Origin of the sequence: Streptomyces sp. NPDC093109, from assembly GCF_040701725.1 — a bacterium.
Taxonomy (GTDB): Bacteria; Actinomycetota; Actinomycetes; order Streptomycetales; family Streptomycetaceae; genus Streptomyces.
Genome location: NZ_JBFBEZ010000021.1, coordinates 47661 through 69037 on the forward strand (window position 1 = coordinate 47661; position 21377 = coordinate 69037).

Consider the following 21377-nt stretch of genomic DNA (forward strand, 5'->3'; position numbering starts at 1 on the left):
CACCGCACCCCCTTCACGGACGTCCGGACCGCCCGGACCCGCCGAAAGGACCCTTGCCATGCCCTTCCTCACCGCCCGCCTGCGCAGAGCCGGCGCGGTCACCGTCGCCGCCGCCCTCGCCTCCACCCTGCTGGTCTCCTGCTCCTCCTCCGGCGACGGCGGAGGCAGCGGAAAGGGCGCCGGCGCCGGCAAGCCCGCCGAGGGCGGCGCCCTGAAGATCGCCATCGACGCCGACCCGGTCTGCCTCGACCCCCAGCAGGCCACCCTGATCGCCAGCGCCGTCATCTACCGTCAGCTCGTCGACTCCCTCCTCGACCAGGACCCCAGGACCGGCGAATTCACCGGCTGGCTCGCCGACACCTGGAAGGCCGCCCCCGACGCCAAGAGCTTCACCTTCCACCTGCGCGAGGGCGCCACCTTCTCCGACGGCAGCCCCGTCGACGCCGCCGCGGTCAAGGCCAACTTCGACGCGGTGGTCGCCGCCGGCGCCAAGTCGCCCTTCGGCGCGCAGTACCTCCTCGGCTACGCGGGCACCGATGTCAAGGACGCCCGTAACCTCACCGTCCGCTTCAAGGAGCCCAACGCCCAGTTCCTGATGGCCGTCGCCTCGCCCACCCTCGGACTGCTCTCCCCGGCGAGCCTCAGCACCTCCCTCGCCGACCGCTGCACCGGCAAGGGCCTGATCGGCTCGGGCCCGTTCACCTTCACCGCCTACGCGCCCAACTCCAGCGTCACCCTCACCCGGCGCGCGGAGTACGCCTGGCCCTCCGAGCTGGCCGAACACTCCGGCGCCGCCCATCTCTCCACGGTCACCTACAACGTCGTGACCGAACCCGGTGTGCGCTCCGGCAGTCTCAAGTCCCGCCAGGTGGACATCGCGACGACCCTGCTGCCGCAGGACGAGAAGCCTCTGGAGGACGCGGGGTTCACCCTGCTCAGCCGGGTCAACCCGGGCATCGTCATCGGCGCCGCCCCCAACCTCAAGCGGTCGGGGCCGCTCCAGGACCCCACGGTCAGGCGGGCGTTCCAGCTCGCCGTCGACCGGAAGCAGATCGCCGACTCGGTGCTCTCCCCGTCGTACGGAGTGGCCACGAGCATCCTCGGCGCCACCACCCCGGGCTTCACCGACACCTCGGCCCTGCTCGCCACCGACACCGCCGAGGCGAAGAAGCTGCTGGACGGCGCCGGCTGGAAGACCGGCTCCGACGGGATCCGCGTCAAGGACGGCAAGAAGCTGGCGGTCAGCCTGCTCTACTTCTACCAGCCCAACGTGATCGAGGCCGTCCAGCAGCAACTGCGCGGCGCAGGAATCGATCTGAGGCTCAATCAGGTCACCGCCGCCGAGTACCAGGCGCTCTCCCCGAAGGGCGACTACGACCTGCGCTCCACCTCGGTGAGCCGCCCCGACCCCGACATCCTGCGTTCGATGTTCTCCACCCGGGCGACCAACCTGGACTGGCTCACCACCGGCGCGCCCAAGGCCGCCGAGCTGGAGAAGCTGTACGACCAGGGACGGCGCACCACCGATCCCGCCAAGCGCCACGAACTGGCCGCCGAGGCGCAGAAGATCCTCATCGAGCAGAGCTACGCCTTCCCGTTCAGCCAGCTCACCCAGGTCGTCGGGATCGCGGACCGGGTGAGCGGCGTCCGCTACGACTCCGCCTCCCGGATCCTGCTGTACGACGCGGCGCTGGCCCGCTGATGGTCCGCTACCTCGGACGACGTCTGGTGTCCGCCGCCCTCGTGCTGTGGGCGGCGTTCACCGGAACGTTCCTGCTGCTCTACATCGTCCCCGGCGACCCGGTGGAGATGATGCTCGGCCAGGAGGCCGCGCAGACCATGCCGAAGGAACAAATCGCCGCACTGCGCGCCGAGTTCGGCACCGACCGGCCCGCCCTCGTCCAGTACGGCGACCAGCTGTGGAAGCTGCTCCACCTGGACCTCGGCGACTCGCTCCAGCAGCGGATCCCCGTCGCCGACGTGCTGAGCGGCTCCCTGCCGCCCACACTCGTGCTGGCCGGCGCCGGTCTGGTGCTTGGCGTCCTCCTCGGCGTCGGCCTCGCCGTACTCATCCGGACGGTCCACGCCCCCTGGCTGCGCGGCCCGCTCCAGGCGCTGCCCGCGCTGGGGGTCGCCATGCCGACGTTCTGGATCGGGCTGATCCTGCTCCAGTTCCTCTCCTTCCGCTGGGGACTCTTCCCGGCCTTCGGCGACGAGGGCCTCGACACACTCGTCCTGCCGGCGTTCACCCTGGCCGTCCCGCTGGCGGCGGTCACGGCCCAGGTGCTCTCCGCCTCGCTGGCCGCCACCCTCGACGAGCCCTACGTGCAGGTGCTGCGCGCGAAAGGAGTGGGCACGGTGCGTCTGTTCACCCGGCATGTGCTGCGCAACGCGGCGCTGCCCACGCTCACCACGGTCGGCGTCTGGGTCGCCCAGCTGCTGGGCGGCGCGGTGCTCACCGAGACCGTCTTCTCCCGGCGCGGACTCGGCCAGACCGCCGAACTCGCCGTCTCCGCCCGCGATGTCCCGGTCGTCCAGGGCATCGTGCTGCTCTCGGCGCTGGTCTTCGTGACCGTCAGCCTCGCCGTGGATCTGCTCTACGGTGTGCTCGACCCCCGGATCCGGCTGCGGGCGGTGACGGCGTGAGCGTCCGTACGCAGGCCCCGGCCGCCCCCGGCACACCGGCGCCGGCCGCTTCCACTCCCGCACCCGGCGGGGCCCGCCCGCGCCGGTTCCCGCTCCGCCGCCTCCTGCCGCGCCGCGCGCCGGCCCCGGGGCTCGCCCTCGCCTGGGCGGTGGTGGCCCTCGTCCTGCTGTGGGCCCTCGCGCCCACCCTGTTCACCTCGGCCGATCCACTCGTCGGCGACCCCGGCGACAAGCTGCTGCCGCCCGGCGCGGGACATGTCTTCGGCACGGACCACCTCGGCCGGGACCTGTACGCGCGCGTCGTGTACGGCGCCTGGCTCTCCCTGAACGGGGTGGCCGTCGCCGTCACCCTGTCCGTCGTCGTCGGCTCGCTGCTCGGCCTGCTCGCGGGCTACTTCGGCGGGATCCTCGACGATCTCGTGATGCGGCTCTGCGATGTGCTGCTGGCCATTCCCAGTCTGCTGCTCTCCATGGCCATCATCACCGTCCTGGGCCACGGCTCCGTCAAGGTCGCCGTCGCCGTCGGCATCGCCGGTGTCGCCGGCTTCGCCAGAACCGTACGGAGCGAGGTGCTGCGGGTACGCGGCACGGGGTACGTCGAGGCGGCGCGCGCCGGCGGCGTACGGCCGGGCACGGTCCTGCTCCGCCATGTCGTCCCCAACGCCCGCCGCCCCGCCGTCGTACTGGCCACCATCGAGTTCGGCACCTCGCTCCTGTCCATCGCGGGACTCAGCTTCCTCGGCTACGGCGAACCCCCGCCCCAGCCCGAGTGGGGCGCCCTCGTCGCGGGCGGCCGGGACTATCTGGAGACCGCGTGGTGGCTCACCACCGTCCCGGGTCTCGTCGTGGTCGCCGTCGTCCTCTCCGTCAACCGCATCTCCCGTGAGCGGAGGCAGCCATGACCAGCCCCCCGAGTCCGAGTCCGAGTCCGGGCCCGGAGCCTGCGGTGGACTCGCCCGCCCTGTCCGTGCGCGGCCTCACCGTGTCGTACGGACCCGGTGCCGGCCCCCGCCACACCGCTGTTCGGGATGTCGGCTTCGACGTCCCCGCCGGGCAGGTCGTCGCCCTGGTCGGCGAGTCGGGCTCCGGCAAGAGCACCACCGCGCTCGCCGTCCTGGGCCTGCTGCCACCGGGCGCCCGCGTCGAATCCGGCACCGCCGCCTTCGAGGGCACCGATCTGCTCGGGCTGCCGCGCCGCGCCCTGCGGGCCCTGCGCGGCCGGGACATCGGCTACGTACCGCAGGACCCGACCGTCTCCCTCGACCCCACCCAGCGCGTGGGCCGGCAGATCGCCGAGGCCCTGCGCGTCCACGGCCTCGCCACCCGCGCCGGGGCCGGCACCCGCGCCGTGGAGATCCTCGGCGACGCCGGCCTCGACGAACCGGCCCGCCGCGCCCGCCAGTACCCGCACGAACTCTCCGGCGGCATGCGGCAGCGGGTGCTCATCGGTATCGCCCGGGCCTGCTCGCCCCGGCTGATCGTCGCCGACGAACCCACCAGCGCCCTCGACGTCACCGTCCAGCGCCAGGTCCTCGACCATCTGGACGCCCTGCGGCGCGCGTCGGGCACGGCGGTCCTGCTCGTCACCCACGATCTGGCCGTCGCCGCCGACCGGGCCCAGCACATCGTCGTCCTCTCCCGGGGCACCGTGGTCGAACAGGGGCCGGCCGCACAGGTCCTCACCGACCCGGTCGACCCGTACACCCGGCTGCTCGTCGGCAGCATCCCGGGCCGCCGCACCACCCCGGCGCGTACCTCCCCGGCGCGCCCCCGCCCGGCGGCGCCGCCGGTGAAGTCCGCCGGCCAGGACCCGTCCGGACAGCACCTGGTCGAGGCCGTCGATCTGGTCAAGGAGTTCGACTCCCGGCGCCCAGACGGCTCCCCCTTCCGGTTCCGCGCGGTCGACGGCGTCGGCTTCCGCATCGGACGCGGCGAGACCTTCGCCGTCGTCGGTGAGTCCGGCTCCGGCAAGTCGACCACCGCCCGCCTGGTGATGGCCCTGGAGCGGCCGACCGGCGGCCGGATCACCTTCGACGGCGTGCCCCTCCACAGCGCCGGCCGCGAGGAACTGCGCCTGCTGCGCCGCCGGTTCCAGCTCGTCCAGCAGAACCCGTACAGCTCACTCAGTCCCCGGCTGAGCGTCGAGGACATCATCACCGAGCCCCTGCGGGCCTTCCCGGGCGACGGTGACGGCGACACGGAGCCCGGCAGAGCCCGCGACCTCTTCCACCGTTCCCGCTCCCGCCACCGCGCCCACCGCGCCCGCGCGGCCGAACTCCTGGAGCAGGTCGGCCTCCCCGCCGGCCACGCCACCCGCCGCCCCGCCGAACTCTCCGGCGGCCAGCGCCAGCGCGTCGCCATCGCCCGCGCCCTCGCGCTCCGCCCCGATCTGGTGGTCTGCGACGAGCCAGTCTCCGCGCTGGACGTCTCCACCCAGGCCCAGGTCCTCGACCTCCTGGCCGACCTCCAGCGGGAGCTGGGCCTGAGCTATCTGTTCATCTCCCACGACCTCGGCGTCGTACGGGCCGTCGCGGACCGGATCGCCGTGATGCGCGCCGGCCGGATCGTCGAATCCGGCACGGCCGCCGAGGTGTTCGACACCCCGCGGCACGCCTACACCCGGCAGCTGCTCGACGCGATTCCCGGCTCCACCCCCGTACGCCACCCGGCGGAAGGACGTACACCCGCATGAAGTTCCTGCTGATCACCCTCATCACCCATGTCCCCGACCCGGTCACCGGCGAGAGTGCCTCGACCACCGACCGGCTCCGCGAAGTCGTCGACAACGCCGTCCTCGCCGAGGAGCTGGGCTTCGACGGCTACGGAGTCGGCGAGCGCCACGAGCGCCCCTTCATCTCCTCCTCGCCGCCCGTCGTCCTCAGCCACATCGCCGCGCGCACCTCCACCATCCGGCTCTTCACCGCCGTGACGACCCTCAGCCTCCTCGACCCGGTGCGCGCCTACGAGGACTACGCGACCCTCGACCACCTCTCCGGCGGGCGCCTCGAACTCATCATCGGCAAGGGCAACGGCGCCGCCCAGCGCGACCTGTTCGACGTCACGCCCGAGGACCAGTGGGACCGCAACATCGAGAGCTACGAACTCTTCCGCCGGCTGTGGCGCGAGGAGAAGGTGACCTGGTCGGGCCGGTTCCGCCCGCCGCTGGTGAACGCCGAGGTCTGGCCGCGCCCCCTCCAGCGCCCGGTCCGCGTCTGGCACGGCAGCGCCACCAGCGAACGGTCCGTCGACCTCGCCGCCAAGTGGGGCGACCCCATCTTCTCCGCCAATGTCACGAACCCGATCGAGCCGTACGCCGCACTCATCCGCCACTACCGGGAGCGCTGGGCACACTACGGCCACGACCCGGCGGCGGCCGTCGTGGGCGCCGGCACCGCGGGCTTCTACGCGGCCCGCACCTCGCAGGAGGCGCTCCGCACCTTCCGGCCGCTCTTCGAGGCCCGGCTCGCGCTCCAGACCCGGATGGGCCTGGAACCGGTCTTCCCCACGCTGGAGGACTTCGTCGAGCGCAGCTCCGCCCTCATCGGCAGTCCCCAGCAGATCATCGACAAGGTCCACCGCTACCACGAACGGTTCGGCCACCAGGTGACCCATCTCCAGGCCGACCGCGCCGGGCTGACCGCCGATCAGCACCGGGAGACGCTGGAACTCTTCCAGAGCGACATCGCCCCCGCGCTGCGCCGGGACCTCCCCGGGCCGCGACAACTCGCTTCATGTCCATGATCGGGAAGGCATACGCTCGGCACTCGTGTGTGCACCCGTGTCATGGCGGGCGAGGGAGATGACGAAGGAGATGGCGATGCGTGCGGTGCGACGGGGACGCGTGGTCCTGGCCACGGCGGCGGTGGGGATCGAGTACGACATCGATCTCCCCCTCATGGTGGACGCGCTGCGCGCCCGCGGCCTGGACGCCACCGCCGTGCCGTGGGACGCCGAGGGATACGACTGGTCGGCCGCCGACTGCGTGGTGATCCGGTCCACCTGGAACTACGGCGACCGCTCGGCCGCGTACCTCTCCTGGGCGGACCGGGTCGGCGCCGTGACCCGGCTCCACAACGCGGCCGGCCTCATACGCTGGAACATCGACAAGCGCTATCTCGGGGACCTCGCGGACCGCGGTGTCCCGACCGTGCCGACCACGTTCCTCGCGCCCGGCGACGCCATCGCCCTGCCCGGGCGCGGGGAGTACGTGGTCAAGCCGACGGTCTCCTCCGGCGCCCGCGACACCGCCCGGTACGCCGAAGGTCCCACCGGCGCGGCGCGGCGGCATGTCGCCGCGCTGCACGCCGCGGGGGCGACCGTGATGGTGCAGCCCTACCTCCCCAGGATCGCCGAGGGGGAGCGCGCCCTCGTCTTCTTCGGCGGTGTCCTCAGCCATGCCCTGCGCAAGGGGCCCGTCCTCACCGACATCGGGGTCGTCGACAACGCCAGGGTCGCCCACCCCGACCTCCGGACGCACCGGCCGACCCCCGCCGAGACCGCACTGGCCACCGCGGCGCTGGACGCGATCCCGGGCCAGGACCGGCCGCTCGTCGCCCGGGTCGACATGGCGCTCGCCGACGACGGCTCCCCGGTCCTCATGGAGCTGGAACTCATCGAGCCCAACCTCTTCATCGCCTACAGCACCGACGGGCTGCGCCACTTCACGGACGCCGTCGAACGCGCGGTCCGCGCGGTGCCCGCGTAAACGGGTGGCGCGGGCGCGCTCCCCGCTGATACGTTCGGCGATCATGACCACCCCCGAAGCCGACAGACGCCGGCCACCGGCCGTCCGCCGGTGGCCGCACCACCGCTGAGCCGACACCGCGCGCCGCCACGGCCGCGGTGAGCCTCGTGGTACGGCCGTCGCCGGACCGCCCGGGGTGGGTTCCCAGGACCGACGCCCTCCGCGTCGGGCTCCTGCTCCGTCCGTGAACTCTCCGGACACTCCGCCGTGTTGCCGCCGGGCGCCTTCGCGCGCCCGGCGGGCCCGGCACGCCTCCCCACCCCGTACCGCGCGCACTGTCCTGCCACTCGGACGTCCCACGGGACTTGGGGTCTCTTCATGCCATTCGCTGTATACGTGCTCGGGCTGGCGGTCTTCGCCCAGGGCACCTCGGAGTTCATGCTGTCCGGACTGCTGTCCGGCATCGCCCGCGACCTGGACGTGTCCATCCCGGCCGCCGGGCTGCTCACCTCGGCGTTCGCCGTCGGGATGGTCGTCGGCGCGCCGCTGATGGCGGCCCTCGGCAGCCGCTGGCCGCGCCGCCGCGCGCTGCTGGCCTTCCTCGGTGTGTTCATCGCCGTCCATGTCGCCGGCGCCCTCACCACCAGCTACGGGGTCCTGCTCGCGACCCGCGTCGTCGGCGCGCTCGCCAACGCCGGGTTCTGGGCCGTCGCGCTCGCCACCGCACTCGGCATGGTCGAGCCCGCGGCCCGGGCCCGCGCCACCTCGGTCGTGGTCGGCGGTGTCACGCTCGCCTGTGTCGCCGGAGTGCCCGCCGGGGCGATGCTGGGGGAGCGGTGGGGGTGGCGGGCCGCGTTCTGGGCCGTCGCGCTGGTCTCCGTACCGGCGCTGCTTGCCCTCGCGCGGGTGCTGCCCCGCGGGCGGTCGGCGCCCGCCGGCCCGGGGGTGCGCGGCGAACTGCGCGCGCTGGCCGCTCCCCGGCTGCTGCTGACGCTGCTGATGATGGCGTTCGTCCAGGGCGCCACGTTCTGCGCGTTCTCCTACCTCGAACCGCTGGTCACCCGGGTCACCGGAGTCGGCGCGGGCCAGGTGCCCGGCATCCTCGCCCTGTTCGGCGTGGGCTCGTTCATCGGGGTCACCCTCGCCGGCCGGATCACCGGCGGGGCCGCCCGCCCCGACCGGATCATCGTGGCGGGCACGGCCGCGCTCGCCGTCGGCTGGGGCGTGTTCGCGCTGACCGCCGGGAATCCGGTCGCGGCGGTCGGCTGTGTCCTCGTCCAGGGGATGCTCGCGTTCGGCACCGGAACCGCTCTGATCTCCCGGGTCTTCCACCGGGCCCCCGGCGCCCCGGTCATGGCCGGCGCGTTCGCCACCGCCGCGTTCAACGTGGGCGGCGCGCTCGGCCCCTGGCTCGGCGGGCTCGCGATCGCCGGAGGGTACGGCTTCCGGGCACCGCTGTGGGTCAGCGCCCTGCTGATGGTCCTCGCGCTCGCCACCGCAGGCACACTGCGGTACACCCGCGACCCGGCACCGGCGGTGAGCCCGGCCGCCTCCTGAGCGGACGGCCCGGCCAGGGATCCCCGGCGGTGCTCCGCCGGGGATCCCGCTACCGCCGCTCCAGCCGCAGCACCCGCACCCCGTACGGCTCCAGCACCACCTCGTCGGCCGGCGTGCCGTCCAGCCCGGTCAGCAGCAGCCCGGCCGCTACGGCCGGCCTCACCCGTACCTCCTCCCGGCCCTGGCTCACCAGCCAGACGAACCGGTGCCCGTCCGCGTGCTCCAGCAGATCGACCGCCACCCGGGGGTCCGCCACCGTCACCGGACGGTCCACCCCCGCGTGCGCGGCCAGCGCGTCGTACAGCGCGACCGTATCCTCCGGGTTGACCCGCGGGGTCACGGACGCCATGTGCTCCAGCGGATAGACGCAGAGCACCACACTGCCCTCGCCCACCTCGCGCAGCAGCAGCGCCGGGCGGCCCCGGCCGTCCGTGGCGAGCACCTCGGCGCCGTCCGGCACCACCGGCAGGAAGACCCGGCTGTGCTCGGTGCCCGCCGTACGGAACCGCAGTGTGTCGCCCGCCGCGAGCGTGCCGAACGGGCGTCCGAACGTCAGCGTCACCTCGTCGTCCTCGACCGGATTCACCAGCCCGTACTCCAACTGGTGCCGCACACCGAAGAATTGGTCCAGATGCGCGTACCACGGCCCGCGCTGCTCCTCGTGGGCGCCGGGGGAGTACGACACATAGACCGTCGCGCCGCCCCGGGCCAGCTCCTCCAGCCGGTACCAGCTCGCCGACAGCAGCTGCTTCGCCGACGGCAGCAGATAGAGCCGGTGGCCGTCCGCGATCCCGTCGCTCTCCCGCACCACGGCCGCCGGCGCGTCCGCCAGCCGCGCCGCGATCCACGCCTGCCGGCCGGTGCGCTCCACATACGACCGGTCCTCGGCCCGGGTGAACGGGTACAGCGTGTCCAGATACGACGAGACGACCAGCGCGGTGCCGGTGTCCGGCCGGAAGCAGCGCCCGAAGTCCACCCGCTCCAGCAGCTCGGCGAACGAACGCACCTCGCGCAGCTGGGGTTTGGGGGCGCCGGCGCTGTCCGTAAGACCGAAGTGCATCTCGAACGCGTGGTGCGAGTACGGCGGCTGTCCGCGCAGCGCGTCGTAGTCGGTGTTGTTCCAGGCGATCCAGCCGGTGGCCCCCGCCAGCAGACTGTTGTGCAGGGTCTGCCGGTAGTAGCGGGCGGCGTGCGGCCCCGACGCGAAGTCGGAGGTGAGCCCGAACTCCTCCAGCACCACCGGCCTGCCGAAGCTCCCGGTCAGCTCGCAGACCCATGCGGCGGCGTAGTGCTGGCGCACCGGATCGTCCTCCATCCGGTAGACGTGCGGCCCCAGCCAGTCGGTGAGCGCCGCGCAGTCCCGCAGCCGGAAGCCGTTGTCGTGCCCGGAGTTCTCCAGCCCCCAGGCGCCGTCGCCCAGCGAGACCGGCTGCGTGGCGCCCGACGCCCGTACCGCGTCCACCACGAGCTGCGCCCAGGCGGCGACCTCCTCCCGGGCGGCGTCGCGTCTGCCGTAGATCGGCATCTCGTTGGAGACCAGCCACCCCGCGACCGCCGGATGGTCCTTGAAGCGGCCCGCCATCTCCCGGGCGAACCACGCCTGGCGGGCCACCAGCCACACATCGGTGTACAGATCACGGCCGCCCCGCCACGCCGGATCCCAGTTCTCCCCGGACATGTGCCCGACCAGGAACGTGGGGACGGTGGTCAGCCCGAGCGCCCGGTGCCGGTCCAGGAAGTCGGCGAAGCGCGTGCACAGCACCTCGTCGATCCGGTCGGGCTCCGGCATGAAATCCGGCCAGTAGAAGAACGACCGGGTCATGTTGAGCCCGTGCTCGCGCAGCACGCGCAGCTCCTCGTCGACCACCTCGCCGTCGTACGAACGCCACATGAGCGGGCCGCCGGTACGCGACCAGAAATTGGCGCCGATCCAGGTCACGGGACGGCCGTCGGCGGAAATCCGGGCAGCGGGACGCGGCATCTCTGGAATCTCCCTCAGTACGGGGACACGGAAGGCGAGCGCGGAACGGGAGCGGAAACGGAGCGCGGTGCCAGTCAAACGCTGTACCGGTTTAGCGTCAAGCCTCGCGACGCGGCCGGGTAAACCGGTTCAGCCATGTGGTTCGGCCGCGTGGTTCAGCCACGGGGAACGCGTCAGGGCCGCGGCGCCGACACGCTCCCCCGTACCGTCAGCCGGGGCACCGGGTCCTCCAGGTCCGCCACCGCCCCGCCGCCCGCCGCCTCGCGCAGCCGCCGCGCCGCCTGCGCCCCGTGCGCCGCGATGTCCCTGCTCAGCGCGGTCAGCGGCGGATGCACCAGCTCGCACAGCGCCGAGTCGTCCCACGCCACGACCGACACATCGGCCGGCACCCGCAGCCCCAGGGACTGCGCGGTGGTCAGCCCGGACACGGCCATCACGTCGTTGTCGTAGACGATCGCGGTCGGCCGCTCCGGCGCGCCGAGCAGCTCCCGGGTCGCCGCCGCGCCCCCCTCACCGCTGTAGTCGGCCTCCACGGTCCGCCCGGTCAGCCCGAGTTCGCCGACCGCCGCGTCGAACGCGGCGCCGCGGATCGCCGTGTGCAGCAGCCGCCCGGGCCCGCCCACCCGGGCCAGCCGGCGATGGCCGAGACCGGCCAGATACCGGACCACGGTGGTGACGGCGGCGGCGTCGTCGCTCCACACCGCGGGCAGCCGCCCGCTGCCCGCCGGCGCCCCGAAGACCACCGCCGGCATCCCCAGCTCCTCCAGCACCGGCACCCGGGCGTCGTCCTCCTGAAGGTCCACCAGGAAGACCCCGTCCACCCGGCGCCTGGCCCACCAGGAGCGGTAGAGGGCGATCTCGGCCTCCTGATCCTCGGCCATGGTGAAGACCAGCGGCGTGGCGTCGGCGATCAGCTCCGACTGGATGCCGGAGATCAGCTGCATGAAGAACGGCTCCAGGCCGAGCGTGCGCGCCGGCCGGTCGATGACCAGCCCGAACGCCCCCGCCCTGCCGTCGGACAGGGCGCGCGCCGCGCTGTTGGGCTGCCAGCCCAGCTCCTCGGCGATGGCGAGGATGCGCCGCCGGGTCGGCTCGGACACCCCCGGGCGGTTGTTGAGCGCGAACGAGACGGCGCCCTTGGTGACGCCCGCCCGGCGCGCGATGTCGTTCATGGTGGGACGCTTCACGGTGCGCTGCCTCTCCCGGTGCGGTGGCTCGCTTCTCCGGCCACGTACTGCGCGCAAGGATGCCATCCCGCCCGGCCGTTCGGCATATTCGGCTGAACCGGTTCAGCGGAACAAACGGAACGCGGGATATCGCTTGACCGGAAAGCGGAGAAAGGCAATGCAGCTCCATTGACACCCGGTTTGCCGGGCCCTTAATTTCACGGCGTCGGGCGGCGCGGGGATCGCCGCCGGCCGTCCCGTAGGCGTATCACCGAGCAGAGGGCCGTCATGAATTTACGCAGGCACCGGAAGACCGCCGCCACAGCGTTGCTCGCCGCGGCGGCGCTGCTGGTCTCGGGCTGCACCGGCAGCGGAGCCAGCTCCGAGGGCGCCGACGCGAAGGCCGCCGACGATCCGGCGAAGGTCTCCGGGGCGATCACGGTCCTGACGCACCGCACCGACTGGGTGCAGGACGGCACGATGAACAAGTACGCCGAGGAGTTCCGGAAGATCTACCCCAAGGTGACCGTCAAGTTCGACGGCATCACCGACTACGAGGGGGAGGTCAAGATCCGTATGAACACCAAGAACTACGGCGACGTCCTCATGATCCCCGGTGCCGTCAAGAAGAACGACTATCCCAAGTTCTTCGCCTCTCTGGGCACCCAGGCGGAACGCGGGAAGAAGTACCAGTTCACCGCCTTCACCACGGTGGGCGGCAAGGTCTACGGACAGAGCCCGCTCGGGGTGGCCCCCGGCTTCCTCTACAACAAGAAGGTGTGGCAGGACGCCGGGATCACCGACTGGCCCACCACCCCCGCCGCGTTCCTCACCGGCCTCAAGGCGATCAAGGCCAAGACGGACGCGGTCCCGTACTACACGAACTTCAAGGACATGTGGCCGCTCACCCAGTGGACCCAGGCGATGGGCTCGGTCGGCTGCGCGATCCAGGCCAACAACGACCTCGTGGACCACGACCCCTGGGCGCAGGGCTCCGAACTGCGCACCATCGACACCCTGCTGTACGACATGGTCCACGACAAACTCGTCGAGAAGGACCCGTCGACCACCAACTGGGAAGGCTCCAAGCCCCAGTTGGCCAAGGGACAGATCGCCACCATGTGGCTCGGCTCCTGGGCGATCAGCCAGTTCCGCGCCGCCGCGGAGACGGCCGGCACCAACCCCGACGACATCGGCTTCATGCCCTTCCCGGTCCAGGTGGACGGCCGGTTCTGCGCCGTCGCCGCACCCGACTACGCACAGGCGGTCAACGTCAACTCCCCCCACAAGGAAGCCGCCCGCGCCTGGATCGACTGGTTCACCGAGAAATCCGGCTACGCCGCCGACAACCTGGCCCTCTCGCCCCTGAAGGGCGCCCCGATGCCGGACGTCCTCCAGCCGTACGCCGACAACAAGGTGCGGTTCATCGAGCTGGACCAGGAGAAGGCCGCACTCGTCGACGACATCGACAACGCCGCCGAGATCGGGCTGAAGAAGCCGGACTACCGCCAGGACCTCGTCGATCTCGCCCGCGGCGCCAAGAAGGGCAGCCTGGACGGATTCCTCGACGATCTCTCCAAGCGCTGGACCGAGGCGGCCCGGACCACGGGCTCCTGATGGGCCGGGCCACGGACCCGACCGTACGGGGCGGGGCGCCGTCTCCCGCGCCGCGCCCTCTGCGGGACCGGCTCCGGCGGGGCGTCACCCCCTGGCTCTTCCTGCTCGTCCCGCTGGCGCTCCTGGTGGTCTTCACCTACGCGCCGGTCATCAACATGATCGCGTACAGCTTCACCGACTGGGACGGCGTCAGCCCGGACCTCAAGGTCACCGGGGTCCACAACTACGTCGACATCTTCACCCGGCCCGAGCTGTTCCAGGTGTTCTTCGTCAGCGGCTACTACCTGGCGGCCTCCGTCGTCCAGCTCGCCGCGGCCCTCTACTTCGCCACCGTGCTGAGCTTCCACACCCGCTTCCGCAACTTCTTCAAGGGTGTGCTGTTCTTCCCGTACCTGATCAACGGGGTCGCGATCGGCTTCGTCTTCCTCTACTTCTTCCAGGACGGCGGCACCCTCGACTCGCTCCTCGCGCTCTTCGGCTTCCACACCGAACACGCCTGGCTCGGTACCCCGGCCTCCGCGAACATCTCGCTGGCCGGTGTCTCCGTCTGGCGCTTCATGGGGCTCAACTTCGTACTCTTCCTCGGTGCGATCCAGTCCATCCCCAGCGAGCTGTACGAGGCGTCCGAACTGGACGGCGCGAACCGCTGGCAGCAGTTCCGGCACATCATCGCGCCCAGCATCCGGCCGATCCTCAGCCTCAGTGTGATCCTCTCGATCTCCGGCTCGCTGTCGGTGTTCGAGATCCCGTACATCATGACGGGCGGTGCCACCGGCACCGAGACCTTTGTGATCCAGACCGTGAAGCTCGCGTTCCAGTTCAACAAGACGGGACTCGCCTCGGCCGCCGCCGTGGTGCTGCTGCTGATCATCCTGGCCGTGACCTGGGTGCAGCGCCGTCTCGTCCCGGACGACAAGGTGGATCTCGTATGAGGACCCGTGCGCGGTTCGCCGCCGGGGCGAAGTACCTCTCCCTGGTGGTGGCCTCCGTCGTGGTGCTGCTGCCGCTCGCGGTCATCTTCCTGACCTCGCTGAAGACCGACAAGGAGATGGCCGACGGCAGCGGCGCGCTCACCCCGCCCCGCGACCCGCTCAACTTCGCCAACTACCTGACGGCCTTCTCCGACGGCCGGATGCTCAGCGCGTTCGGGAACACCGCCTTCATCCTGCTGTTCGCCATCACCGGCACGGTCGTCATCGGCTCGATGACCGCGTACGCCATCGACCGGTTCGACTTCCGGCTGCGCCGGCCGGTGGTCGCGCTCTTCCTGATCGCCACCCTGGTGCCGGGGGTGACCACCCAGGTCGCGACCTTCCAGATCGTCAACAGCTTCGGGCTCTTCGACTCCCTCTGGGCGCCCATCGTCCTCTACATGGGCACCGACATCGTCTCCATCTACATCTTCCTCCAGTTCATCCGGGGCATCCCCGTCTCCCTCGACGAATCCGCCCGGCTCGACGGCGCCAACGCCTTCACCGTCTACCGGAAGATCATCTTTCCGCTGCTCAAGCCGGCCATCGCCACCGTCGTCATCATCAAGGGCATCACCGTCTACAACGACTTCTACATCCCGTTCCTCTACATGCCGTCCGAGGAGCTGGGCACCATCTCCACCTCGCTGTTCCGCTTCAAGGGGCCCTTCGGCGCGCACTGGGAGAACATCTCGGCCGGAGCGGTGCTGGTCATCCTGCCCACGCTCGTCGCCTTCCTCTTCCTCCAGCGCTACATCTACAACGGCTTCACCCGGGGCGCCACCCGCTGAGCCGCCCGCCGCCCGGCTCACGCGTTAGTGTTCGGAAGATCTCCACGCAGCAGTGAACAATGCCTCCTCGTCCCCGGCCACCCGCGCCGCACAGGAGGCCGGCGCGAAGGCGGTTCAGGTATGAGGCTCACCATTCTCGGCGGCGGCGGATTCCGGGTCCCGCTGGTGTACGGCGCGCTCCTGCGCGACCACGCGGAGGGCCGGGTCACCGAGGTCACCCTCCACGACCTGGACACCGGCCGCCTGGACGCCGTCGCCCGGGTCCTGGCCGAACAGGCCGCGCCCTTCCCCGACGCGCCGGCCGTCACCGTCACCACCGACCTCGACGACGCCCTGCGCGGCGCCGACTTCGTCTTCTCCGCCATCCGCGTCGGCGGCCTGGAGGGCCGCGCCGCCGACGAGCGCGTCGCCCTCGACCGGGGCGTCCTCGGCCAGGAGACCGTCGGCGCCGGCGGCATCGCGTACGGGCTGCGCACGGTCCCCGTCGCCGTCGACATCGCCCGCCGGGTCGCCAGGATCGCCCCCGACGCCTGGGTCATCAACTTCACCAACCCGGCCGGCCTGGTCACCGAGGCCATGTCACGCCACCTCGGCGACCGGGTCATCGGCATCTGCGACTCGCCCGTGGGACTCGGCCGGCGCGTCGCCCGCGTCCTCGGCGCCGACCCCGACGAGGCATGGATCGACTACGTCGGCCTCAACCACCTCGGCTGGCTGCGCGGCCTGCGCGTCAAGGGCCGCGACGAACTCCCGCGCCTGCTCGCCGACCCCGAGGCGCTCGGCTCCTTCGAGGAGGGCCGGCTCTTCGGCCCCGAGTGGCTCCAGTCCCTCGGCGCCATCCCCAACGAGTACCTCCACTACTACTACTTCAACCGCGAGACGGTCCGCGCCTACCAGGAGGCCGAGCAGACCCGCGGCGCGTTCCTCCGCGACCAGCAGGCCCGCTTCTACGAGGAGATGCGCCGGCCCACCGCCGCCGCGCTGCGCGCCTGGGACCGTACCCGCGCCGAACGCGAGGCCACCTACATGGCCGAGAACCGCGAATCGGCCGGCGTCGGCGAGCGCGACGAGAGCGACCTGGAGTCCGGCGGCTACGAACAGGTCGCCCTCGCCCTGATGCGCGCCATCGCCCGCGACGAGCGCGCCACCCTCATCCTCAACGTCCGCAACCGCACCACCCTGCGCGTCCTCGACGAGGAAGCCGTCATCGAGGTGCCCTGCCTCGTCGACGCGAACGGCGCCCACCCACTCCCCGTGGCGCCGCTGCCCGGCCACGCCACCGGACTGGTCTGCGCGGTCAAGGCCGTCGAGCGCGAAGTCCTCGCCGCCGCGGAGAGCGGCTCGCGCGCCACCGCCGTCAAGGCGTTCGCGCTGCACCCCCTCGTCGACTCGGTCACCGTCGCCCGGCGGCTCGTCGACGGCTACACGAGCGCACACCCCGCTCTCGCCTACCTGAACCAGCCGTAGCCGCCCGGCGCACACACCACCGAGGGATACGCTTCTCCTCCCGCGCCTCCGGAGGAGCACCTCATGAGCATGCAACCGTGGTTCCGCGACGCCAAGTTCGGCATATTCCTGCACTGGGGGATCTACGCGGTCGACGGTGTGCGGGAGTCCTGGTCCTTCTTCGACGGGGAGATCCCGCACGGCCAGTACATGGCACAGCTCGACCGGTTCACCGCGGACCGCTACGACCCCGCCGCGTGGGCCGGGCTGTTCGCCCGCGCCGGAGCCCGCTACGCCGTACTGACCAGCCGGCACCACGACGGTGTGTCCCTCTGGGACACCGCACACGGCGACCTCGACGTCGTACGCCGCACCCCGGCCGGCCGCGACCTCGTGGGACCGTACGCGCGGGCGCTGCGCGAGCACGGTCTGAAGGTCGGCCTCTACTACTCCCACAGCGACTGGAACCACCCGGACTACGCCTCCACCCGCCACGAGGACCGCCCCGCCGGGGAGGAGGACAACCCGTACGCCGAGGTCCCGGCCGGACAGGAGGATCCGGCCGTCTGGGCGCGCTATCTGGACTACCGGGACGGCCAGGTCAAGGAGCTGGTCACCCGCTACCGGCCGGATCTCCTCTGGTTCGACGGGGAGTGGGAGCGCTCGGAGCGGCAGTGGCGGATCCCGGAGCTGGCCGGTCTCATCCGCGCCGGAGCCCCGGAGTGTGTACTGAACGCGCGCATGCTCGGCGCGGGCGACTACGCCACCCCCGAGCAGGGCGTGCCCATCGAGGCCCCCGAAGGTCCGTGGGAGCTCTGCCTCACCTTCAACGACTCGTGGGGCTACCGGCAGGACGACGACAACTACAAGTCCACCGGCCAGCTCGTCCGCTACCTCGCCGAGACCGTCGGCGCGGGCGGCAACCTGCTGCTGTCGGTGGGCCCGAAGGCGGACGGCACACTCCCCGCCGAGCAGGTCGAGCGCCTCGAAGGCATCGGCGCTTGGCTCGCGAAACACTCCGCGGCGGTGTACGGCACGAGCGCCGGCCTGCCGCCCGGCCACCACTACGGCCCCAGCACCCGTTCGGCCGACGGCCGCACCCTCTATCTGACCCTCTTCGACATCCCGCGCGGCCCGGTCGGGGTACGGGGACTGCGTACGCCGGTGCGCCGGGTGAGCGTGCTCGGCACCGGCGCGGCCCTGGACCACCGGGTCATCGGCGGCCTCCACGAGGTGCCAGGGGTGCTGTGGATCGATCCGCCGCGCGCGGCCGATCTCGACGAGCACGCGACGGTGCTCGCCGTGGAACTCGACGGTGAACTCGACCTGTACCGGGGCTCCGGCCGCCTCTGAGCGCGCCGGTCCGAGGCGGGTCCCGTGCCGGATCCCGTGCCGTACGGGGGCCGCCGTCCCGCGGCGGCCCCCGTCCCACGGCTCAGATCTTCCCGGTGCCCGCCCCCGAGTTCACCGAGGCGACGACGGTCGACGCCGACTCCGCCGTGTAGCTGTACGGCGGCGAGGTGAACGAACCGGCCCCGGAGATCTCGGTGGCGGCGCCGCCGAGGTCGTTCCCGCGCAGCGTGGCGTAGCCGTTGCTGCTGCTGTCACGCGTGGTGGTCACCGCGACCGTGGTGTTGCGGAAGACGTTGTTCTCGACGAGCATCTGCGCGCCCATCCGGGAGTGGACGGCGGTCTCGGCACCCGTGACGTAGTTGTCGTAGAAGTGACCGGTGCCGAAGCGCAGGCTGGGGATCCGCGAGTTGACGTTGCTGAAGAGGTTGTGGTGGTACGTCACCCGCAGATGCCCGGTGTCCTCACTGGCGTTGCTGTCGCTGTGGCCCACGAGCGAGCCCTTGTAGTGGTCCTTGAAGGTGTTCCAGGACACCGTGACGTAGTCGGACGCGTGCGTGATGTCCAGCAGGCCGTCGTAGTAGTCCTTGCCGTTGTTCCGGTCCGAGGAGAAGGCGTTGTGGTCGATCCAGACCTTGGTGGACTTCTGGACGGTGATGCCGTCCGCCGGGGCGACCGGCTTGCTGATGTTGAGATTGCGGACGATGACGTTCGTCGAGTCCTTGATCCGCAGTCCGCCACCGGTGAATCCGGAGCCCGAACCGACCCCCAGCACCGTGGTGTTGGAGCCCACGTCGACCTGACCGCTGAGTGAGATCAGCCCGGAGACCCGGACGACCTTCGATGCGGTGCCGGTGACGGCGGTCTTGAACGCGGCGAGTGTGGTGACCGTGACGGCCGACGCGCTGCCGCCGCCCGTCGTGCCGGCGGCGTATCCGATGGGGGAGGTCTCGGCGGCCACGGCGGACTGCTGGGGTATGGCGCCGAGCGCGATGACGGCTGCGGCGGAGGCGAACAGCGCGGCGGCGCGGCGCCGGCCGATGATGGTGGGCATGGGGGGTCCCTTCGACAGCGAGTGGGGCGCGGATCTCGGGAGGTACACCACTGGGTCGCCGACCGGACCGGATAGGTTGCCGCCTCCCGCCACGAATTCCGCGGCGGATTCCGCCGCGGTCCGGCCGCTGGTCCGCCGCGGTTCGAGGCCGTTACCCGCCGAACAGAACTCCGAGTCCCGCACCGGACCCGCACCGCCCCCGCGCCGCGGGCGGGTCGCCCGGCCGGGCCGGCCGGGACCGGGGGAGCGGCGGCCGGCGGTGCTGGCAGGATGGCGCGCATGGCGAACACCCGGCGTGCGACGCCGTTTTCCCGTTTTCTGCGGGCGCAGGGGAACACCGTCCACCGGATCAAGGTGACCCTGTGCGACACCCGGCCTCCGGTCTGGCGCCGGCTGGAGGTCCCCTCGGACGTCACCCTCCAGGAGCTGCACCACATGGTCCAGGCCGTCTTCGGCTGGCAGGACGCCCACATGTGGGCGTTCCGGGCGCCGTCCGGTGCGCGCCGGCCGCCGGGGCGCGGGCCGGCCGTACGCAGTCCGGCCGCCAGCCGGCTGGACCGGATCGCGCCGGGCCCCGGCGACCGGCTCCGCTACACGTACGGCTTCCGGCCCGGCTGGGAGCACGGCCTCCTGGTCGAGGCGGTGGTGCACGCGGAGCCCGGCACGGTGTACCCGCGGTGTCCGGCCGGGCGCCGGGCCTGTCCGCCCGAGGACTGCGGGGGGATCAGGGAGTACGCGTACCTCCTCGACGTCCTCGCCGACCCGAGCCACGAGGAGCACACGCAGCGGCTCGACCGGCTCGGGATCGAGTCCGCCGGCCAGTTCGACCCGGCGGCCTTCGACCCGGCGGCGGCCAACGGCGCGCTCGCCCGGTTCGCCACCGTCCTCGCCGAGCCCTGAGGCAGCCCGCGCGCCCGGGTGTCCCCCGCGCCCGCGCGGACGGCGGTGGTCAGCGTACCGGTGTCTCCTGGTCGCGCAGCGCCTGCTCGACGGCGTCCCGTACGAGGGCGTCCTCGCGCTCCGCGCGCCGGAGCCGGCCGCGGCGTCGGAGCAGGACCGCCGCGGTGACGGCGGCGGCCAGGATGGCGAGCGACAGCAGCAGCGCCCAGGGGACGGCCCAGCCGCGCGCGGTGGCCTCGACCGGTTTCAGCGGGGTGGTGGAGCCCGCCGCGTCGGTGATCGCGGGGGTGAGGGTCACCGTCGCGGTCAGGGTGACCGCGGGCACCACGCCGCGGACGGGCACGGTCACCTTCCACCGCTCGCCCGGGAGCAGCTCCGGCGACGGGTCGATGTCGCCCGCCTCGGCGCGGAACAGGCCGAACGGGCCCACGACCGAGGCCGTCTGACGGGCCGTCAGGGCGGTGTTGCCGGTGTTGTGGATCGTGTACGTGACGGTGGCGTCGCCCTTGGCGAAGGGGACGGCCGGTCCGCTGTAGCCGACGTGGAGATCCTCGACGGCGAGCTTCGGCGCGAGCGCGCCGCTGACCCGCAGCTTGACGCGGATCCCGAGGCGGCGGTCCACGTTGATGCCCTCGGCCTCGTCGGACTGGCGCAGCGAGGTGACGACGCCGCCCACGTAGTCGCCGGGCGTGGCGTTGCCGGGAACGGTGAGGGTGAAGGGGACCGTGACGGTCCTGCCGGGCCGGATTGTGACGCTCTCGCGCCCGGCCCTGGTCCAGGCGCCGACGGCGACGGACTTCTTGCCGCTCGGGAGCAGGTCGAGCTGGCCCGTGCCGGTCGTGAAGCCGTCGGCTGCGTAGACGGCGAGGCTCAGCGGGGCCTTGCCGCGGTTGGCCACGACCAGGGCGTCCTCGACCACTCCGCCCGGGTTGACCGTATGGCTGAAGCTGGAGCGGTCGGCGCCGAAGCTGTTCGGGGCCGTCCTGACCGTCCAGGTGACGTCGTTGTCCTGCGCCGCGGCGGGGCCGGCGGACAGGGCGACGGCGATGAGGGCGATCAGAGCGGTGAGAGCGGTGAGCACGGCCGGCGCGGCGGTGCGGACTGGGGCGGCGGTGGTGGTGTTCCGGCGCGTGACGGGCGCGTGCATCTCGGTTCTCCTGGAGCGGGAGGCGGGGCAGGGCACCGTGTGGCGCCCTGCCCCGCCCGGTGGGACA

At 72.2% G+C, this 21377-nt stretch carries 17 protein-coding genes; 13 read left to right on the plus strand and 4 right to left on the minus strand.

Annotated elements, in window-relative coordinates:
• Positions 1-58 precede the first annotated feature (58 nt).
• The 7 genes from AB0389_RS21065 to AB0389_RS21095 all read left to right on the plus strand — a co-directional run bounded on the left by AB0389_RS21065 (position 59) and on the right by AB0389_RS21095 (position 8887).
• Complete coding sequence (locus AB0389_RS21065; RefSeq protein WP_366396957.1) at positions 59-1702, plus strand: ABC transporter substrate-binding protein; 1644 nt, start codon at positions 59-61, stop codon at positions 1700-1702.
• Entirely contained in the window at positions 1702-2646 is a 945-nt protein-coding gene (locus AB0389_RS21070) for an ABC transporter permease (RefSeq protein WP_366396958.1), read from the plus strand. The genes AB0389_RS21065 and AB0389_RS21070 overlap by 1 nt, the downstream gene beginning before the upstream one ends.
• Positions 2643-3548: an ABC transporter permease gene (locus tag AB0389_RS21075; RefSeq protein WP_366396959.1), complete on the plus strand. Its 906-nt coding sequence runs from the start codon at positions 2643-2645 to the stop codon at positions 3546-3548. Before AB0389_RS21070 ends, AB0389_RS21075 begins: the two co-directional genes overlap by 4 nt.
• Complete coding sequence (locus tag AB0389_RS21080) at positions 3545-5338, plus strand: ABC transporter ATP-binding protein (protein ID WP_366396960.1); 1794 nt, start codon at positions 3545-3547, stop codon at positions 5336-5338. The genes AB0389_RS21075 and AB0389_RS21080 overlap by 4 nt, the downstream gene beginning before the upstream one ends.
• A complete protein-coding gene (locus tag AB0389_RS21085) occupies positions 5335-6387 on the plus strand; it encodes an LLM class flavin-dependent oxidoreductase (protein ID WP_366396961.1) in 1053 nt (350 codons plus the stop codon). The genes AB0389_RS21080 and AB0389_RS21085 overlap by 4 nt, the downstream gene beginning before the upstream one ends.
• 76 nt (positions 6388-6463) lie before the next feature.
• Positions 6464-7351 carry a hypothetical protein gene (locus AB0389_RS21090; protein WP_366396962.1) on the plus strand — a complete coding sequence of 296 codons (888 nt, stop codon included), beginning with the start codon at positions 6464-6466 and terminating at the stop codon, positions 7349-7351.
• Between the two features lie 357 nt (positions 7352-7708).
• Positions 7709-8887 carry a Cmx/CmrA family chloramphenicol efflux MFS transporter gene (locus tag AB0389_RS21095; RefSeq protein ID WP_366396963.1) on the plus strand — a complete coding sequence of 393 codons (1179 nt, stop codon included), beginning with the start codon at positions 7709-7711 and terminating at the stop codon, positions 8885-8887.
• A 49-nt stretch (positions 8888-8936) separates the two neighbouring features.
• Here AB0389_RS21095 and AB0389_RS21100 read toward each other — a convergent pair whose 3' ends face one another.
• Together AB0389_RS21100 and AB0389_RS21105 are read right to left on the minus strand one after the other, a co-directional pair.
• Positions 8937-10868 (minus strand): cellulase family glycosylhydrolase, encoded by a 1932-nt coding sequence (locus tag AB0389_RS21100; RefSeq protein ID WP_366396964.1) that lies wholly within the window; start codon positions 10866-10868, stop codon positions 8937-8939.
• Between the two features lie 173 nt (positions 10869-11041).
• Positions 11042-12040, minus strand: coding sequence for a LacI family DNA-binding transcriptional regulator (locus tag AB0389_RS21105; RefSeq protein WP_366396965.1), 999 nt, complete (start codon positions 12038-12040; stop codon positions 11042-11044).
• A gap of 282 nt (positions 12041-12322) precedes the next feature.
• On the opposite strand from AB0389_RS21105, the gene AB0389_RS21110 reads away from it, so the two are divergent.
• The 5 genes from AB0389_RS21110 to AB0389_RS21130 all read left to right on the plus strand — a co-directional run bounded on the left by AB0389_RS21110 (position 12323) and on the right by AB0389_RS21130 (position 18212).
• Positions 12323-13651, plus strand: a complete 1329-nt coding sequence (locus tag AB0389_RS21110) for an extracellular solute-binding protein (RefSeq protein ID WP_366396966.1) — start codon at positions 12323-12325, stop codon at positions 13649-13651.
• Positions 13651-14583 (plus strand): sugar ABC transporter permease, encoded by a 933-nt coding sequence (locus tag AB0389_RS21115; RefSeq protein ID WP_366396967.1) that lies wholly within the window; start codon positions 13651-13653, stop codon positions 14581-14583. The genes AB0389_RS21110 and AB0389_RS21115 overlap by 1 nt, the downstream gene beginning before the upstream one ends.
• Positions 14580-15413 carry a carbohydrate ABC transporter permease gene (locus tag AB0389_RS21120; RefSeq protein ID WP_366396968.1) on the plus strand — a complete coding sequence of 278 codons (834 nt, stop codon included), beginning with the start codon at positions 14580-14582 and terminating at the stop codon, positions 15411-15413. Before AB0389_RS21115 ends, AB0389_RS21120 begins: the two co-directional genes overlap by 4 nt.
• Before the next feature lie 120 nt (positions 15414-15533).
• Positions 15534-16880, plus strand: a complete 1347-nt coding sequence (locus tag AB0389_RS21125) for a 6-phospho-beta-glucosidase (RefSeq protein ID WP_366396969.1) — start codon at positions 15534-15536, stop codon at positions 16878-16880.
• A 63-nt stretch (positions 16881-16943) separates the two neighbouring features.
• Positions 16944-18212: an alpha-L-fucosidase gene (locus AB0389_RS21130; RefSeq protein ID WP_366396970.1), complete on the plus strand. Its 1269-nt coding sequence runs from the start codon at positions 16944-16946 to the stop codon at positions 18210-18212.
• Between the two features lie 82 nt (positions 18213-18294).
• Here the strand turns inward: AB0389_RS21130 and AB0389_RS21135 are convergent, their stop codons facing one another.
• Positions 18295-19263: a polysaccharide lyase family 1 protein gene (locus AB0389_RS21135; RefSeq protein WP_366396971.1), complete on the minus strand. Its 969-nt coding sequence runs from the start codon at positions 19261-19263 to the stop codon at positions 18295-18297.
• A 279-nt stretch (positions 19264-19542) separates the two neighbouring features.
• On the opposite strand from AB0389_RS21135, the gene AB0389_RS21140 reads away from it, so the two are divergent.
• Positions 19543-20163 carry a plasmid pRiA4b ORF-3 family protein gene (locus AB0389_RS21140; RefSeq protein WP_366396972.1) on the plus strand — a complete coding sequence of 207 codons (621 nt, stop codon included), beginning with the start codon at positions 19543-19545 and terminating at the stop codon, positions 20161-20163.
• Positions 20164-20212: 49 nt separating this feature from the next.
• On the opposite strand, the gene AB0389_RS21145 is transcribed toward AB0389_RS21140, so the two are convergent.
• The gene (locus tag AB0389_RS21145) at positions 20213-21310 is read right to left on the minus strand and encodes a DUF916 domain-containing protein (RefSeq protein WP_366396973.1); all 1098 of its coding nucleotides are present in this window, start codon (positions 21308-21310) and stop codon (positions 20213-20215) included.
• Positions 21311-21377: the final 67 nt, after the last annotated feature.